Below are 13,659 nucleotides of genomic sequence, written 5' to 3'. Positions count from 1 at the left end.
ATCACCGGCTCTTTGGACTCCGGTCTTGAGGGTTATCAGCTGCGGAAAGAGGTTCCGGCCGTTACACGATCTACGTGGGGCGATCGGCCGGGCGAACATCTGCTCCGCATGAGGCAGGCGTGCTTCGGCAATAAGGCTAAGGTCCGGCGGGTGCCATGAGTGGACGATCCTGGTTCACAAGGTCAATCCAACCGGTCACTCCAGGCCGGCACGGGCAAGGCCCTCGATCAGGCGTGCCCGATCCTCGGCGCGGACGAAAGCGGATGTTGCCTCGACCGAGACTCGCGAGATATCGGGGACGAGCGACTTGAGCCGTCCGAGCAAGTCCTTGGCAGCCTCCTGGTCGTCCAGAAGGCCGGCACAGGCCGCGCCGATGATCAGCGGATGTACGTGCCCGGACCGCAAGCGATGCGCCTCCCGCGCATAACTCAATCCAAGCTCGTACTTTGCACCCTGGAAAGTAAGCCTTGGCGTAGTAGAACTGAAAGTCGCCGAGAAATGCCTCGCGCGGGCTCAGTCCGAGGGCATAGTCGATGCAGGGAATGGCGTCCGCGCGAGTCCGACCCTCGTCAGCGCTCAGGCGATCGACAAGGGCTGCGTGCGGCTGCACTACCGATTCTAGGATGCAACCTACTCCAAGGTCCTTCATCGTGGTGAACAAGGGCGCGCATGATTGGCGAAAATACCGTAACTGCCCAAAGCGGCCGTCCAGATCGGCGTCGGATCCGATGGACGATTTGAGGAGAGTTCTAATGGGCGTGCATGCCGCCTTTCCGCCGAAGGTCGGAGAGTTCCTGAACGCGTGGCACTTGGTCCCTGATGGGCCCCTACTGACTACGCGTTCCAGTTGGGTCCTTCCGGTTCGACACGAGGGATCATCCGCTATGCTGAAAGTCGCCCGCATCCCTGACGAGCAGTCGGGTTATCATCTTATGTCGTGGTGGGATGGTCAGGGCGCTGCCAAGGTCTTCGCCTCTTCTCCAGGCGCCCTGCTCATGGAACGGGCCATAGAGACCCGCAATCTGGCACAGATGGCTTGGTCAGGCCAGGATGACGAAGCCTGCCGGATCCTTTGTGATACGGCGGCCCGATTACACATGCCACGGCGCAGCCCACCTCCCGTGCTGCACCCGCTGGAGGTCTGGTTCCAGCCACTCTTTCAACTCGCGCCGGAACACGCGGTACTTGCCCCAGCGGCCGAGACCGCACGCCAGCTTCTGGCCGCTCCGTACGCGGTCGGTCCGCTCCATGGCGATCTGCACCACGAGAACGTGCTCGATTTCGGCGAGCGAGGGTGGTTGGCGATCGACCCCCATGGGCTCCTGGGCGAACGAACCTTCGACTATGCCAACATCTTCACAAACCCCGATCTCAGCGATCCCAGCCGGCCGCTTTCCACCTTGCCGGGTCGACTGGAGACCCGGCTGGCGATCGTGATCCGCGCGACAGGGAGCGAGCCCGCGCGACTCCTTCGCTGGATCGTCGCATGGACGGGGTTGTCGGCGGCTTGGTTCATCGGCGACGGCGACGACAAAGGCGCTGCTATTGACCTCACGATCAACGCGATGGCGCGTGGCCTGTTACGCTAGCCTGTCCGTCCATCCTATCGTGAAGTTGAGAGAGGGCTATTAGGTTCACCGTGCGGCAGCGAAGACGTTGAAATTGCTAATTGCTCCAACGAGATCTTCAATTCGGCTTGTGATGGACTGACGTATCAGGCCTAGAGGCACGCTCGAAACGTCGCCTTTGGGTCAAAAGCTGAAGACGGTTGCGGCTTGCTCAATGTCCGCCGGCGATCTCTTCCGGACGTGAGGCACATCCCTCAAATCCCCGCACCATCCTTGAACCACCATTCCCGCACCTCCCAGCCGTCGCCTTCCTCGCGGTTGATGCGCTCCAGATGGGCGGCGAGTTCGTCGCGCAGCTCGTGCAGCGTGCGGCGGGGTTTGGGGGCGTCGATCTCGTAATCCGCCTCGTATTCGCGGGCGGGCAGGGGCGGGCGGACGTGCTTGTCGATCTCGCCGAGGGTGCGGGTGAGGCGGGCCAGCGGCTGGAGGGAGCGCTCCGTGCGCTCGATGGGCTGGGTCTCCAGGCTCTCGGCATGGCGCTCCGCGAGGCTCCAGAGCCGCTCGACGAGGTGCTCGCGCGCATGGGTCGAGGGGACAGGCCGGCGCCGAGGGCCGGGGCGGATGGCGGGCGGCGTTGCGGCGGCTCGCGGGCGCCGGGTTGCGTCGGACGATGGCGGGCGGGGGAGGGGCCCTGCGGGGCGCTTCCAGCCGCCTTCCTTGGCATAGCGCGAGATGGTCGCGGGCGAGATGCCGAGTTCCTGGCCGATCTTCTTGAAGGAACGGGTGGTGCATTCCACCCATTCGCGCAAAAGGGCGATCCGCTCCGGCGGGAGTTTTTGGCGGAACCCCGAGGAACTCGCGTGATCCGGGGTGGGAGAAGAGGGGGACGTCATGGCAATCGGTCTTCATGATGAAAGAACAAAACATGAACAATATAGTATGGCACAGAGCCCGGTCAAGGTCGGCCAGAGTCGTCATTCCAGGTTCGCGCCGCAGGCGCGCGCCGGAATGACAAGAGCGGGCGTGAGTTCTTCACCGATTCAAGCTGGCATGAAGGTCCGACCAATCGGGGTTCATCTCCTCGATCAGGGTGATCTTCCAGTCGCGGCGCCACTTCCTGAGGCTTTTCTCGCGGGCGATGGCCTCGTCGATCCGGTCCTAGACCTCGTACCAGACGAGACGGGAGACGTCGTAGGTGGCGGAAAAGCCGGGAACGATCTTGCGTTTGTGCCCGTCGACTCGTCGCGCAAGATCGTTCGTCAAACCCAGGTAGAGCGTGCCGTGGCGGCGGCTCGCAAGGAGATAGACATAGTAGGGCATGGGCTTCTCACATGGCGACGCCATGATAGGAAGTTTCATGGCTCCTGCAATGTCTGAAACCTCCCATCCGGGTCGACCTCCCGCTAGGGCAATATCCCGCTGGAACGCCCGTTTCAGCCGTTCCAACCGTTCCAGCGCCGTTCCAACGGGGCGTTCCAGGGATTTCCCTTGGGGAAGATCCTGGAACGTTTCATCACCGTTCCAAGGGTGATCGATCAGTTATCATCATTTGTGCTGATGCTTTCCCGAGCGTATTCCGGTGGCTTCGAGTGGGACGGGAATGTCATGAGTCATGCGAGCGCCGCCATGCCGGGTCAAAGCCTGAAAGGGCTCGACGGGACGACCCTGGGGCTCTATGCCGCCACCGTGTTCCTGTGGGGCGTGAGCTGGATCGGGATCCGGGCGCAGCTCGGGGTGGTGGCCCCGGAGATGTCCGTGCTGTGGCGCTTCCTGCTCGCGGCCGCGCTCATGTGGGGCTGGGTGCTCGCCACCGGGCACCGGGTGCGCTTCGCGCTCGCCGATCACCTGCGCTTCGCGGCGGTCGGGTGCTGCCTGTTCTCGTTCAACTTCATCTCGTTCTATTACGGGGGGCTGAGCGTGCCGTCCGGGCTGCTCTCGGTGGTGTTCTCGCTTGCCTCCGTGTTCAACCTCGTGCTCGGCTTCCTCGTGTTCCGGCAGAGGGTCGAGCCGAGGGTGGCGCTCGGCGGCGTGATCGGGGTTCTGGGTATCCTGTTCCTGTTCTGGCCGGAGATCACCGGCGCGGGCTTCAACGCGGCGGCGCTGAAAGGCCTGGCGCTCTGCGTGATGGGCACCCTGTTCTTCTGCTCGGGCAACATGATCTCGACGGTCGTGCAGCGCCGGGGCGTGCCGCTTCTGTCCGCCACCGCCTGGGGCATGACCTATGGCTGCGCCGTGCTGCTGGCGCTGAACCTGTTGCGCGGCAACGCCTTCATCATCGAGCCCACGGTGAAGTACATCGGCTCGCTCATCTATCTCTCCATCGGCGCCTCGGTGCTGGCCTTCATGTCGTACCTCACCCTGCTGCGGCGGCTCGGGGCCGCGCGGGCGGGCTACGCCACGGTGCTGTTTCCCATCGTGGCGCTCACGGTCTCGACCCTGATCGAGGGCTATGTGTGGACGCCGCTCGCCGTGATCGGCGTCGTGCTGGCGCTTCTCGGCAACGTGCTCGTGCTGCGCAGGCCCGTGGCGAAGTGAGCGGGGTTACTCGGCGGCGAGCGGAGCCATCGGGCGGGTCGAGCCGAGATTGTCGAGAGACTGCTTGATGTGGAAGCCGAGCGCGTCGGCGAGCGGGTTCTCCTCGCCCCGGGCGCGGATCAGGCCGATCTTGCACGAGGGCAGGGCCGGGAAGCCGTCGGACGGCCCGAGGATGCGCATGCCGGGGCGCACGGCGCTCTCCGGCAGCACCGAGACCGCGAGGCCTGCCAGGACCGCCGCGCCCACGGCGGTCGAGTGGTAGCTCACATAGGCGACGCGGAAGGCGCGGTCGGCGCTTTCCAGGGCCTCCGTGGCGGAATGGCGCCAGTCGCAGTTCGGACGGCCGAGCGCCAGGGGGACGGGGGTCTCCTCATGCACCCCGTGCCGGGCCGAGGTCACCCAGAGCAGCTGCTCGATGCGCACGATCTCGGACGGGCCGCGCCGGTCCACATGGGTGATGATCGCGAGGTCGAGGTCCCCGTGCTGCACGCGCTCGATCAGGTTGTGGCTCGGCTCGCACACCACCGTCACCTCGGCCTTCGGGTTCGAGCGCGAGAAGCGGGCCAGGATCTCCGGCAGGTAGCGGTCGGCGTAATCGTCGGGAAGGCCTAAGCGCACCCGGCCGGTCAGCTCGTGCTCGTTGAAGGAGGCCATGCATTCCGCGTTCAGCCGCACGATCCGGCGCGCGTAGTCGAGCAGGCGCTCGCCCTCGTCGGTGAGCTTCGACAGGCGCCCGTCGCGCTCGAAGATCGCCTTGCCGACCCGGTCCTCCAGCCGCTTCATCTGCATGGACACCGCGCTCTGCGTCTTGTGCACGATCTCCGCCGCGCGGGTGAACGACCCCGTATCGGCAATGGCCACGAAGGTCCGGAGCTGGTCGATATCAAGCAGATGCATGGCAATCCCTCATCATCAATCATGTTGATGATACATATCTCAAACAATCGTTTCAAGTGATGATATTCGTCTGATACGATCTCCCAAATTCTGAGGGAAAATCAGGAAAATCAATGGGTTGAATGGAAGGTCACTGGCAGGAGCTTCCATGAAAATTCGTGGAACGTCGTGGAATATTAACCTGGAACGGATGCTGGAACGCGTTGAAACGTTCCAGCCTAACTCCCTGGAACGCTCCTGGAACGGCCGTTGAAACACCCTGAAACGCCTCGAACGCCTGGAACGCCCATTCCACAGCGTTCTAAAGCCGACGAATCCAACGTGAGAACAAGGAGACCTCCGATGAAACGGTCTGCATTTCCGTCCATGGCCTTCTCGGGAACGGCGGCTCTCGGGCTGTTGGCCCGTGCGCTCACGAATCTCGCCGTCGCTCTGAAGCATCGCCGGGAGGTCCGGCATCTCGCCGAGTTCGACGACCGGATGCTCGCGGATATCGGCCTGACCCGCAGCGATGTGACGAGTGCGCTCGACGAGCCTCTCATCCGCAATCCGTCATGGGTGTTGGTTCGAAGCGCGGAGCGACACTCCCGCGCCGAGAGACCCGATCATTCGGCGAAGCCGGTCCGACCCGTGGTTCCCATGGTGAGGCCGGTCAAGCGCTGCGCCTAACCCTTCTTGTCCTGGCCGTGCCAGGCATCGGTGAAAATCGACTGGAGGGACGCGAGATATTGCAACTGCATCTCGCGTCCTTTTTCCATCATCTCGTCGAAGGACGGGGTGGAGGGCGGCTCCTCCTGCGGGGCTTTCGGCGGTGGCGCCTTGAGAACGCTTGCCATCATGTCCTCGAACGGGTTGGCATGCTTCTTTTCAGGATTCGTCGCCGTCATCCATCCGGCCCAGAGATCGGACCAGGGGTTGGCGCTGCCTGGCTTGTCTTTTGAGGAGGCGAAGGATTGCAGGGCCTGTGCGTGCGCGGCCATCCAGTGCGACATGCCCCCAGCCATGATGCCGGCCAGAAGCGGCAGCAATTGCTGCATGGTCTCGGTGCTGATCCCCGCAAAATCGGCAGCTTGATGCGCCACACGGCGGCTGACTTCATCGGAGCCGAAGAGCTGGTCCAGCAGCCGTCTGCCCTCCTGCTGCGCCTGTGGCGTGAAGGGGTTCCCGGCAGCCTGCCAGAAATTCTGGAAGGCGCCGCTCATCATCGGCTGGAAGAGGCGGGCCGGGTCGCTTTGGGCGGTGGCATGCTGCAGCGCCATGGCAAAGGCCGGCATAAAGGCCGCCATGGTTTTCTGGGTCTGATCGCCCGACAGGTTGAATTGCTGCGCGAGGGAGGCCAGGGCTGCACTGGTCTGGGCTTGGCGCATCAGATCGAACCAGTTGAACATGGCAGCCTCCTCGAATGCGAAACGATCTTCAGGATATCACATCGCGAGAACAGCTTGCCTCTCCAAACGCCGGATTGTCCAGAACGCAGTGATGACGGCGGCGATCCCAAAGACCACGGATCCCGCCCCGATCCCCACGAGGGCGCCCTTGGGCCCGCCGATTTCCGCGCCCAAATAGGCGAAGGGGATCATCCCCAGCGTGGCCCGGCCCCAGTTGAAGAAGGTTGAAAGCAGCGGATAGCCAAGATTGTTGAAAGAGGCATTCGCCATGAAAACGAGGCTGACGAAGAACCAGATGAAGCCGCTGAGCTGGCAAAAGACCTGGACGATCTCGGCGGTCGCCGGAGGCGCATTGAAGGCCCGTGTGATCGGAACCTGCACGAGGACGAGGAGCAGCCACACGCTGCCCACATAGACGATCGTGAAGGTCAGTGAGTCCCTGAGCGTCTGCTTCATCCGGTCGTATCGCTGCGCTCCCCAGTTCTGTCCGAGCACGGGACCGATGGCGCCGGCGAGCGCGAAGACCCCGGCGAAGGCCACGGGAGTGACGCGGTCGATGATCGCGGAAGCGGCGATCGCCTGATCGCCGAACCGTGCCATGACGCCCGTGAAGAACGCGTTGGCCGCAGGCGCCGCGATGTTGGTGAGAATGGCCGGGATCGCAATGGCGAAGAACGGTCGTGCATCGGCGATGAGTTCAGCCCAGTTGGGCCGCTTCAGCAGATCGTGAGCGCGCGTGAGATAGAGAAAGGCCACATAGACATAGGCGACGCGCGCGATGTTGATGGTGATCGCCGCGCCGTTGGTTTTCAGGCCCAGTCCGAAGATGAGGATCGGATCGAGGACGACGGTGACGGCAGCCACGGACAAAGTGGCGTACATGCTGCGCTTGGCGTCGCCCGCCGCGCGCAGGACGGTGGAGAACGCCATGCCGATGGCCATGAGTACGTTCGTCGGCAGCGCTATCCAGAGGAAGTTCCGCGCCACCTCGTAGGTCTGCTCGCTGGCGCCGATCATGGTCAGGATCATGGGCAGCAGGGGCAGGATGATGAGGCTGACCAAAGCCGCGACGGCCGCCATGAGGATGCTGCACGAAGTCGCCAATCGACGCGCATCGCTCGGCCTGCGCGCCCCGAGAGCCCGGGAGACGAGCGCGCCGATGGGAATCATCAGGCCCACATTGATCGAGATCGTGAAGAACATCACGACCGTGGCGAGGCCGACGCCGGCCGTCAGGCTCGGGTCGTTCAGCCAGGATATGTAGAGAAGCGACACGAGGTCGACGATGAAGATGGCCACGAGGCCGGCCGCCCCCGTTCCCGTCATGACGAGAACGTGACGCATGGTCGAGCCGACGACGAAGCGTGGGGGCTCGTTCGGCGGATCGGCCGGTTTCAGGGAGGGACTGGAATCCATCACAACACGCCTTCGCCGAGAATATCCCGCGTCTCGGGACTGAGAGCCCTGGCCCGGCTCGTGGGAACGGTGAGAGGCTCGGGCGTGATCTTGGAGCCGACAACCAGCTCGGCGCCGCCCATGGAGCCGACTTCCTTCTGCAGCACGAGGCGCGCGATATCGCGCTTGCGCACGTCGTTGGCCGCGGCTGCGGCTGCCTCGGGCTCGGTCCCGAGTTCCTCGAGCGCCGCCCGCCCGAACACGATTGCGGATTCGAACACCTCACGGATCTGGTAATCCACGTCCCGGTTCATGAGTTCGATGGCGTGGATGCGATCGAAGGCGCGCACGAAGCTCCGTGCATTCTGGAAGTTCTCGTGGATGATCTCGATAATCTTCAGGATGGCATCGTGATCGTCGATGCAGATGCAGATCATCTCGGCCTTTTCGGCCCCGGCGGCGCGCAGCACGTCGAGGCGGGTCCCATCCCCGTAATAGACCTGAAGCCCGAAACGTCCCGCATCGCGAATGCGTTCCACATCCTTGTCGATCACGGTTGCTTCGATGCCCTGTGCCAGAAGAACCTGGTTCACGATCTGGCCGAAGCGGCCGAAGCCGATCACGAGCACGCGGCTTTCGAGTTCGCCTTCCTGGCCGAGAAGGCCTGATTCATCGGGCTGCTCCTCGCTCTCGCTAGTCTTGGCGAACACTCTCTCCACGAAGGTCGACAGGAGCGGGCCCAGCAGCATGGTGATGGCGGCCAGCGCCGTGACGGGCTGCGCCTCGGCCATGGACATGAGGCCGAGGCCCGTCGCGACGGGGAGCAGGACGAAGGCGAACTCGCCCGCCGTGCACAGCAGCGCTCCCGAGCGCAGTCCATCGCGCCAGCTTGCGCCGAACAGCCGCGACAGGATGGCGATGAGAAGGCTCTTGCCGATGATGACGACGGGCGTCGCAATGGCGAGCAGGAGCCATTGCTCGCGGACCAGAGCGAGATCGATCGACATGCCCACGCTCATGAAGAACAGGCCGAGCAGCATGCCGCGGAAGGGTTCGATATCGGCCTCGAGCTGATGCCGGAAGTTCGATTCTGCGAGCAGGAGTCCCGCGAGAAACGCACCCATCGCCATGGAGAGCCCGACCTCCTGCATGAGCAGGGCGGCACCGAGCACGACGAGCAGGGCCGAGGCGGTCATGACCTCGCGGGCGCCGCTGCGGGCGAGAATGCGAAAGAAAGGATTGAGTCCATAGCGGCCGATCAGCACGACTGCGCCGATGCCGAGCAGGGCTTCGCCGACAGCGAGAAGGCGGTCCATCAGCGAGCCGTGCTCCGCGGCCGCGCCGGAGGCGAGAAGGGGCAGAACAGCCAGGAGCGGAACGACCGACAGGTCCTGGAACAGCAGGATCGCGAAGGAGCGCTGGCCGTAAGGCGTCTGCAGGTCGTTCCGCTCGCCCAGCATCTGCAGGGCGATGGCCGTTGCCGAGAGTGCCACGGCCGCGCCGGTCACGAACGAGGCCTTGGGCGTGAAGCCGACCGCATAGGCCGCGCCGCCGAGGCAGAGGGTGGTCACGGCCAATTGGGCAAAGCCGAGGCCGAAGATGTCCCGCTTCATCTCCCAGAGATGGGACAGCTTCAGCTCCAGGCCGATGATGAACAGGAGCAGCACCACGCCCAGTTCCGCGACGGTGGCGATGGTCTGCGGATCCTCCACGAGGCTCAGGCCCGACGGACCGATGGCCACGCCGGCCGCGAGATAGCCCAGGACGGCGCTCAAGCCCAGAAGCCGGAACACGGGCACGGCCACGACGGCCGCCCCGCAGAAGGTCAGGACGGGCGGCAGGAAGCTGACATGGGAAGCGGTGGAGGCCATGGACGATCAGGGGGACTTGAGGGGCTGCCTCACCTTTCTAGGGATTATGAGCGGCGAGGGCGAGCGTTTCTTGGCCCGGAATGCCGTGTTTCGTGCCTTGCCGCACAGGGTGGTGAAGAAGCCTCCCTTTTTGTCCCTCTCCCGTTCGGGCACGGGGATGGAACGCCAAGCCTCCGCCGCGAATAAGCGTCGCTCCCGCTTGACAGGAGGGGCTTCGTCTCGCCACATCGCCGGATCATGACGAAGCCCTCTCTCGACATTCTGCTCTGTGCCCCGCGCGGCTTCTGCGCCGGGGTCGTCCGTGCCATCGATGCGGTCGAGAAGGCGCTCGCCATCCATGGGGCGCCGGTCTATGTGCGCCATGAGATCGTGCACAACAAATATGTCGTGGAAAACCTGAGGCGGAAGGGCGCGGTCTTCGTCCGGGAACTCGACGAGGTGCCCGACACGAAGGCTCCGGTCATCTTCTCGGCCCACGGGGTTCCCAAATCGGTGCCGGAGGCCGCGCAGGCCCGCAACCTTTTCGGGATCGACGCCACCTGTCCGCTGGTGACGAAGGTGCACCGGGAGGCGCAGGTTCACCACAAGCGCGGCCGGCACATCATCCTGATCGGCCATGCGGGCCACCCGGAGGTGGTCGGCACCATGGGCCAGCTGCCCGAGGGGGCCACCACCCTGGTGGAGAATGTGGACGACATTGCCCGGCTCGACCCGGCGGATGCGGACAATCTCGCCTTCGTCACCCAGACGACCCTGTCGGTCGACGACACCCAGGACATGGTGGACGCCCTGAAGGCCCGTTTCCCGGCCATCGTCGGCCCGCACAAGGAAGACATCTGCTACGCCACGACGAACCGCCAGGGTGCGGTCAAGCGCGTGGCGCCCCAGGTCGATGCCATGATCGTGGTGGGCTCGCCCAATTCGTCCAATTCCCAGCGCCTGCGCGAGGTCGCCGAGCGGGAGGGCTGCCCCCTGGTCCGGCTGATCCTGCGGGCCGAGGACATCGATTGGAGCCTGTTCGGCGATATTCGTAGCCTCGGCATCACGGCCGGGGCCTCCGCTCCCGAGATCCTGGTCGAGGAGATCATCGACGCCTTTGCCGAGCGCTACGACGTCTCGGTCGAGAGCGTGTCGACGGCGGATGAGAGCGTGTTCTTTCCTTTGCCTCGCGAGCTTCGTGAGCAGGCGGCGGAGTAAGCGGTGGCAGTCTATACGGAAGTCAGCGACGAGGAGCTCTCGGGTTTCCTCGAAACCTACGATATCGGCACGGTCCTGTCCTACAAGGGCATCGCCGAGGGCGTGGAGAACACGAACTATTTCCTCCACACCACGAAGGGCTCGTACATCCTCACCCTCTACGAGAAGCGGGTGCGGGAGGATGATTTGCCCTTCTTCCTCGGATTGATGCAGCATCTGGCGCTCAAGGGGCTCAACTGTCCGCTGCCGGTCAACAACCGCCGGGGCGAGGCCCTGGGCCGGGTCGCTGGCCGGCCGGCGGTCATCATCACCTTCCTAGAAGGCATCGCGGTCCGCCGCCCGACGGCGCAGCATTGCGGCGCCCTCGGCGCGGCCCTGGCGAAGCTGCATCTGGCCGGCCAGGACTTTTCCATGCGGCGGCCCAATGCCCTGTCCCTGAACGCCTGGGCGCCGCTCTTCGCACAGGCCGAGGCCCAGGCCGACACGGTATCGGCGGGGCTTGCCGAACGGACGCGCCGGGAGCTCGCGAACCTGGCTGAGGCCTGGCCCCGCAACCTGCCGTCGGGCATCATCCATGCGGACCTGTTCACCGACAACGTGTTCTTCATCGGCTCGGAGGTTTCCGGGCTGATCGACTTCTACTTCGCCTGCACGGATGCTTTCGCTTACGACGTCGCGATCTGCCTCAACGCCTGGTGCTTCGAGATCGATGCCTCGTTCAACCTCACCAAGGGCCGGGCGATGCTGGCGGGTTATCAGAGCGTCCGCAGGCTCGATGCGGACGAGGTCGAGGCCCTGCCGGTCCTCTGTCGCGGCTCGGCCATGCGCTTCATGCTGACCCGCCTGGTGGACTGGCTCAACGTGCCCCCGGGGGCGCTGGTCAAGCCGAAGGACCCGCTGGAATACGACCGAAAACTCAACTTCCATCGCCATGTGAAGCATGCGCGCGAATACGGACTCGAAGCATGAGCGCCCCGGAACGCATAACGATCTACACGGACGGCGCCTGCTCGGGGAATCCCGGGCCGGGCGGCTGGGGGGCGATCCTGATCTTCAAGGGCAGCGAGAAGGAGATCTCCGGCGGGGAGGCTCACACCACCAACAACCGCATGGAAATCCGTGCGGCCATCGAGGGCTTGAACGCCCTCAAGCGGTCCTGCGCGGTGGATCTGTTCACGGATTCGCAATATGTGCGCCAGGGCATCACCCAATGGATGCACAACTGGAAACGGCGCGGCTGGCGCACGGCCGACAACAAGCCGGTGAAGAACGAGGACCTCTGGCGCGAGCTCGACGAAGCCGCCGCCCGGCACGACGTCGCCTGGCATTGGGTGAAGGGCCACGCGGACGATCCGACCAATATCCGCGTCGACGAGCTGGCCGTCGCGGCCATGAAGCCCTTCAAGAAGAGCGGCCGGAGAGTGGGCGCCTGACCCTCCGGCTTCTTAGGCGCGAAGGATCAGAGATCCTTCATGATGTTGTCGGCGCCGGAATGCTGCGCCTTGGAGGGCGCGTCCTCCACGTTGATCGCCTTCACGACGCCGTCGTCGACGACCATGGAATAGCGCTGCGAGCGCATGCCGAGTCCGAAGCCCGTTCCGTCCATGGACAGGCCGATGGCCTTGGCGAAATCGGCATTGCCGTCCGACAGGAACTCGATGCCCTCGGCGTCGGAGGCCTTGCCCCAGGCTTCGAGGACGAAGACGTCGTTGACCGAGGTCACCAGGATCGCGTCGACGCCCTTGGCCTTGATCTCGTCCTTCTTCTGCACGTAGCCGGGCAGGTGGTTGCGGTGGCAGGTCGGCGTGAAGGCGCCGGGCACGGCGACGAGAACCACCTTGCGGCCCTTGAACAGATCGTCCGTCGTTTTGGCCACGGGGCCGTCCGGTGTCATGACGCGGAAGGTGACCTGGGGAAGGCGTTCTCCAACCTGGATGGGCATGGGCTGATCTCCGAACTGAAACCGATAGGTGCTCATCCCTAGCGCGGCTGCCCGTTGCCGTCGAGGCTGACTTCCGTCTCGATGGACTTACCCCCTGCCACCAGGGTCAGACGCACGGGAATCAGGCCCGAGGCGTCCTTGGGTTTCTCCTCGACCGTCACGGTGAAGCGATTGGCATCGTCGGGCTGGGAGGTCGAGAGATACCAGTTCTCCGGCCCCTCGGCGAAAAGGGATGGCTTGGCCCCGTCCGGCGCGCGGACCGTGACGGAGAGGGTCGGCTTGTCCTGTGTTACCGGCTCGACGGAAAGCACGGACAGCTCCGACTGCGCTCCAAGAACCTGCGGGCGCGGCACCTTCGCCAAAGCGGCCTCGATGGCGCTGCGGTCCGGGCCGTCCGCTGTCAGATCCACGCTCATGTCGGCCCGGGCCGGGATGCAGATGTCCTTGCACACCCCGTATTCGGCCGACATGGCGAGCCTGACCGGCTTGGCCCTGTCCCGGGCCTTGACGAGAACCGGCAGCACAACCCGTTTGCCGTAGACATAGGCGACGCCCGCCGCATCCTCCTGCCGGTACGGGGCGGGATAACGGATCTCGACATCCGCCACGTTCTCGGATGCCGACCAGTCGAACCGGGGTGGCAGGCCGGAATCGCCCGGATTGCGCCAATAGGTCTTGAAGCCCGGATCGAGGGAGATCTCGATCCCAGCCAGCCAGGAATCGCCCTGCTGCCCTCCCGAGACCAGGCGGGCGCGGGAGTGGAAGCCCTGGGCGGAGGCGGGTGATTTGACGGGCTGCGCAACGACCGCTGTAATGGACAAAATCGAAAAAATCGCAATCGATGCGACCCGGAGCATGAATGCCAT

At 64.5% G+C, this 13,659-nt stretch carries 14 protein-coding genes and 2 pseudogenes; 7 read left to right on the top strand and 9 right to left on the bottom strand.

The window, feature by feature from the left end:
• Nucleotides 1–195: 195 nt before the first annotated feature.
• Nucleotides 196–432 carry a hypothetical protein gene (locus H0S73_RS19790; RefSeq protein ID WP_246389104.1) on the bottom strand — a complete coding sequence of 79 codons (237 nt, stop codon included), beginning with the start codon at nt 430–432 and terminating at the stop codon, nt 196–198.
• Between the two features lie 112 nt (nt 433–544).
• Here H0S73_RS19790 and H0S73_RS26290 point away from each other — a divergent pair.
• Nucleotides 545–622 (top strand): annotated as a pseudogene (locus H0S73_RS26290) (dihydrofolate reductase family protein); the annotation flags it as partial.
• Nucleotides 623–752: 130 nt separating this feature from the next.
• Nucleotides 753–1,589, top strand: a complete 837-nt coding sequence (locus tag H0S73_RS19785) for an APH(6)-I family aminoglycoside O-phosphotransferase (protein WP_181053754.1) — start codon at nt 753–755, stop codon at nt 1,587–1,589.
• Nucleotides 1,590–1,822: 233 nt separating this feature from the next.
• Here the strand turns inward: H0S73_RS19785 and H0S73_RS19780 are convergent, their stop codons facing one another.
• Together H0S73_RS19780 and H0S73_RS19775 are read right to left on the bottom strand one after the other, a co-directional pair.
• Nucleotides 1,823–2,461 (bottom strand): hypothetical protein, encoded by a 639-nt coding sequence (locus tag H0S73_RS19780; protein ID WP_181053753.1) that lies wholly within the window; start codon nt 2,459–2,461, stop codon nt 1,823–1,825.
• Between the two features lie 139 nt (nt 2,462–2,600).
• Nucleotides 2,601–2,888: pseudogene (locus tag H0S73_RS19775) on the bottom strand (GIY-YIG nuclease family protein).
• A 285-nt stretch (nt 2,889–3,173) separates the two neighbouring features.
• Between H0S73_RS19775 and H0S73_RS19770 the strand changes: the two are divergent.
• A complete protein-coding gene (locus H0S73_RS19770; protein ID WP_181053752.1) occupies nt 3,174–4,103 on the top strand; it encodes a DMT family transporter in 930 nt (309 codons plus the stop codon).
• Nucleotides 4,104–4,109: 6 nt separating this feature from the next.
• On the opposite strand, the gene H0S73_RS19765 is transcribed toward H0S73_RS19770, so the two are convergent.
• Complete coding sequence (locus tag H0S73_RS19765) at nt 4,110–5,000, bottom strand: LysR substrate-binding domain-containing protein (protein WP_181053751.1); 891 nt, start codon at nt 4,998–5,000, stop codon at nt 4,110–4,112.
• Nucleotides 5,001–5,342: 342 nt separating this feature from the next.
• Here H0S73_RS19765 and H0S73_RS19760 point away from each other — a divergent pair, with 342 nt between their 5' ends.
• Nucleotides 5,343–5,669 carry a DUF1127 domain-containing protein gene (locus H0S73_RS19760; protein ID WP_181053750.1) on the top strand — a complete coding sequence of 109 codons (327 nt, stop codon included), beginning with the start codon at nt 5,343–5,345 and terminating at the stop codon, nt 5,667–5,669.
• Here the strand turns inward: H0S73_RS19760 and H0S73_RS19755 are convergent.
• The 3 genes from H0S73_RS19755 to H0S73_RS19745 are packed head-to-tail and all read right to left on the bottom strand — an operon-like array spanning nt 5,666 to nt 9,654.
• Nucleotides 5,666–6,388, bottom strand: a complete 723-nt coding sequence (locus H0S73_RS19755) for a DUF937 domain-containing protein (RefSeq protein WP_181053749.1) — start codon at nt 6,386–6,388, stop codon at nt 5,666–5,668. The two genes, H0S73_RS19760 and H0S73_RS19755, sit on opposite strands and share 4 nt — an antisense overlap.
• A 36-nt stretch (nt 6,389–6,424) precedes the next feature.
• Entirely contained in the window at nt 6,425–7,804 is a 1,380-nt protein-coding gene (locus H0S73_RS19750) for an MATE family efflux transporter (protein ID WP_181053748.1), read from the bottom strand.
• On the bottom strand, nt 7,804–9,654 hold the full coding sequence (locus H0S73_RS19745) for a monovalent cation:proton antiporter-2 (CPA2) family protein (protein ID WP_181053747.1): 1,851 nt from the start codon (nt 9,652–9,654) through the stop codon (nt 7,804–7,806). Before H0S73_RS19745 ends, H0S73_RS19750 begins: the two co-directional genes overlap by 1 nt.
• Before the next feature lie 237 nt (nt 9,655–9,891).
• Here H0S73_RS19745 and ispH point away from each other — a divergent pair, with 237 nt between their 5' ends.
• From ispH to rnhA, 3 genes are read left to right on the top strand one after another with little or no spacing between them, the layout of a single operon-like run.
• The gene (ispH, locus tag H0S73_RS19740) at nt 9,892–10,851 is read left to right on the top strand and encodes a 4-hydroxy-3-methylbut-2-enyl diphosphate reductase (protein ID WP_181053746.1); all 960 of its coding nucleotides are present in this window, start codon (nt 9,892–9,894) and stop codon (nt 10,849–10,851) included.
• Between the two features lie 3 nt (nt 10,852–10,854).
• Nucleotides 10,855–11,820: a homoserine kinase gene (locus H0S73_RS19735; RefSeq protein WP_181053745.1), complete on the top strand. Its 966-nt coding sequence runs from the start codon at nt 10,855–10,857 to the stop codon at nt 11,818–11,820.
• Nucleotides 11,817–12,284: a ribonuclease HI gene (gene rnhA / locus H0S73_RS19730; protein WP_181053744.1), complete on the top strand. Its 468-nt coding sequence runs from the start codon at nt 11,817–11,819 to the stop codon at nt 12,282–12,284. Before H0S73_RS19735 ends, rnhA begins: the two co-directional genes overlap by 4 nt.
• A gap of 26 nt (nt 12,285–12,310) precedes the next feature.
• Here rnhA and H0S73_RS19725 read toward each other — a convergent pair whose 3' ends face one another.
• Nucleotides 12,311–12,793, bottom strand: coding sequence for a peroxiredoxin (locus H0S73_RS19725; protein ID WP_181053743.1), 483 nt, complete (start codon nt 12,791–12,793; stop codon nt 12,311–12,313).
• Nucleotides 12,794–12,831: 38 nt separating this feature from the next.
• Nucleotides 12,832–13,659, bottom strand: a complete 828-nt coding sequence (locus H0S73_RS19720) for a protein-disulfide reductase DsbD domain-containing protein (RefSeq protein WP_181053742.1) — start codon at nt 13,657–13,659, stop codon at nt 12,832–12,834.

Origin of the sequence: Microvirga mediterraneensis, from assembly GCF_013520865.1 — a bacterium.
Taxonomy (GTDB): domain Bacteria; phylum Pseudomonadota; class Alphaproteobacteria; order Rhizobiales; family Beijerinckiaceae; genus Microvirga; species Microvirga mediterraneensis.
This window is presented reverse-complemented; position numbering and strand designations above follow the sequence as displayed.

Coding starts and splice junctions, on each gene's coding strand:
- H0S73_RS19785 (WP_181053754.1), top strand. CDS start 753: ATGGGCGTGCATGCCGCCTTTCCGCCGAAGGTCGGAGAGTTCCTGAAC.
- H0S73_RS19780 (WP_181053753.1), bottom strand. CDS start 2,461: ATGACGTCCCCCTCTTCTCCCACCCCGGATCACGCGAGTTCCTCGGGG.
- H0S73_RS19770 (WP_181053752.1), top strand. CDS start 3,174: ATGAGTCATGCGAGCGCCGCCATGCCGGGTCAAAGCCTGAAAGGGCTC.
- H0S73_RS19765 (WP_181053751.1), bottom strand. CDS start 5,000: ATGCATCTGCTTGATATCGACCAGCTCCGGACCTTCGTGGCCATTGCC.
- H0S73_RS19760 (WP_181053750.1), top strand. CDS start 5,343: ATGAAACGGTCTGCATTTCCGTCCATGGCCTTCTCGGGAACGGCGGCT.
- H0S73_RS19755 (WP_181053749.1), bottom strand. CDS start 6,388: ATGTTCAACTGGTTCGATCTGATGCGCCAAGCCCAGACCAGTGCAGCC.
- H0S73_RS19750 (WP_181053748.1), bottom strand. CDS start 7,804: ATGGATTCCAGTCCCTCCCTGAAACCGGCCGATCCGCCGAACGAGCCC.
- H0S73_RS19745 (WP_181053747.1), bottom strand. CDS start 9,654: ATGGCCTCCACCGCTTCCCATGTCAGCTTCCTGCCGCCCGTCCTGACC.
- ispH (WP_181053746.1), top strand. CDS start 9,892: ATGACGAAGCCCTCTCTCGACATTCTGCTCTGTGCCCCGCGCGGCTTC.
- rnhA (WP_181053744.1), top strand. CDS start 11,817: ATGAGCGCCCCGGAACGCATAACGATCTACACGGACGGCGCCTGCTCG.
- H0S73_RS19725 (WP_181053743.1), bottom strand. CDS start 12,793: ATGCCCATCCAGGTTGGAGAACGCCTTCCCCAGGTCACCTTCCGCGTC.
- H0S73_RS19720 (WP_181053742.1), bottom strand. CDS start 13,659: ATGGCATTCATGCTCCGGGTCGCATCGATTGCGATTTTTTCGATTTTG.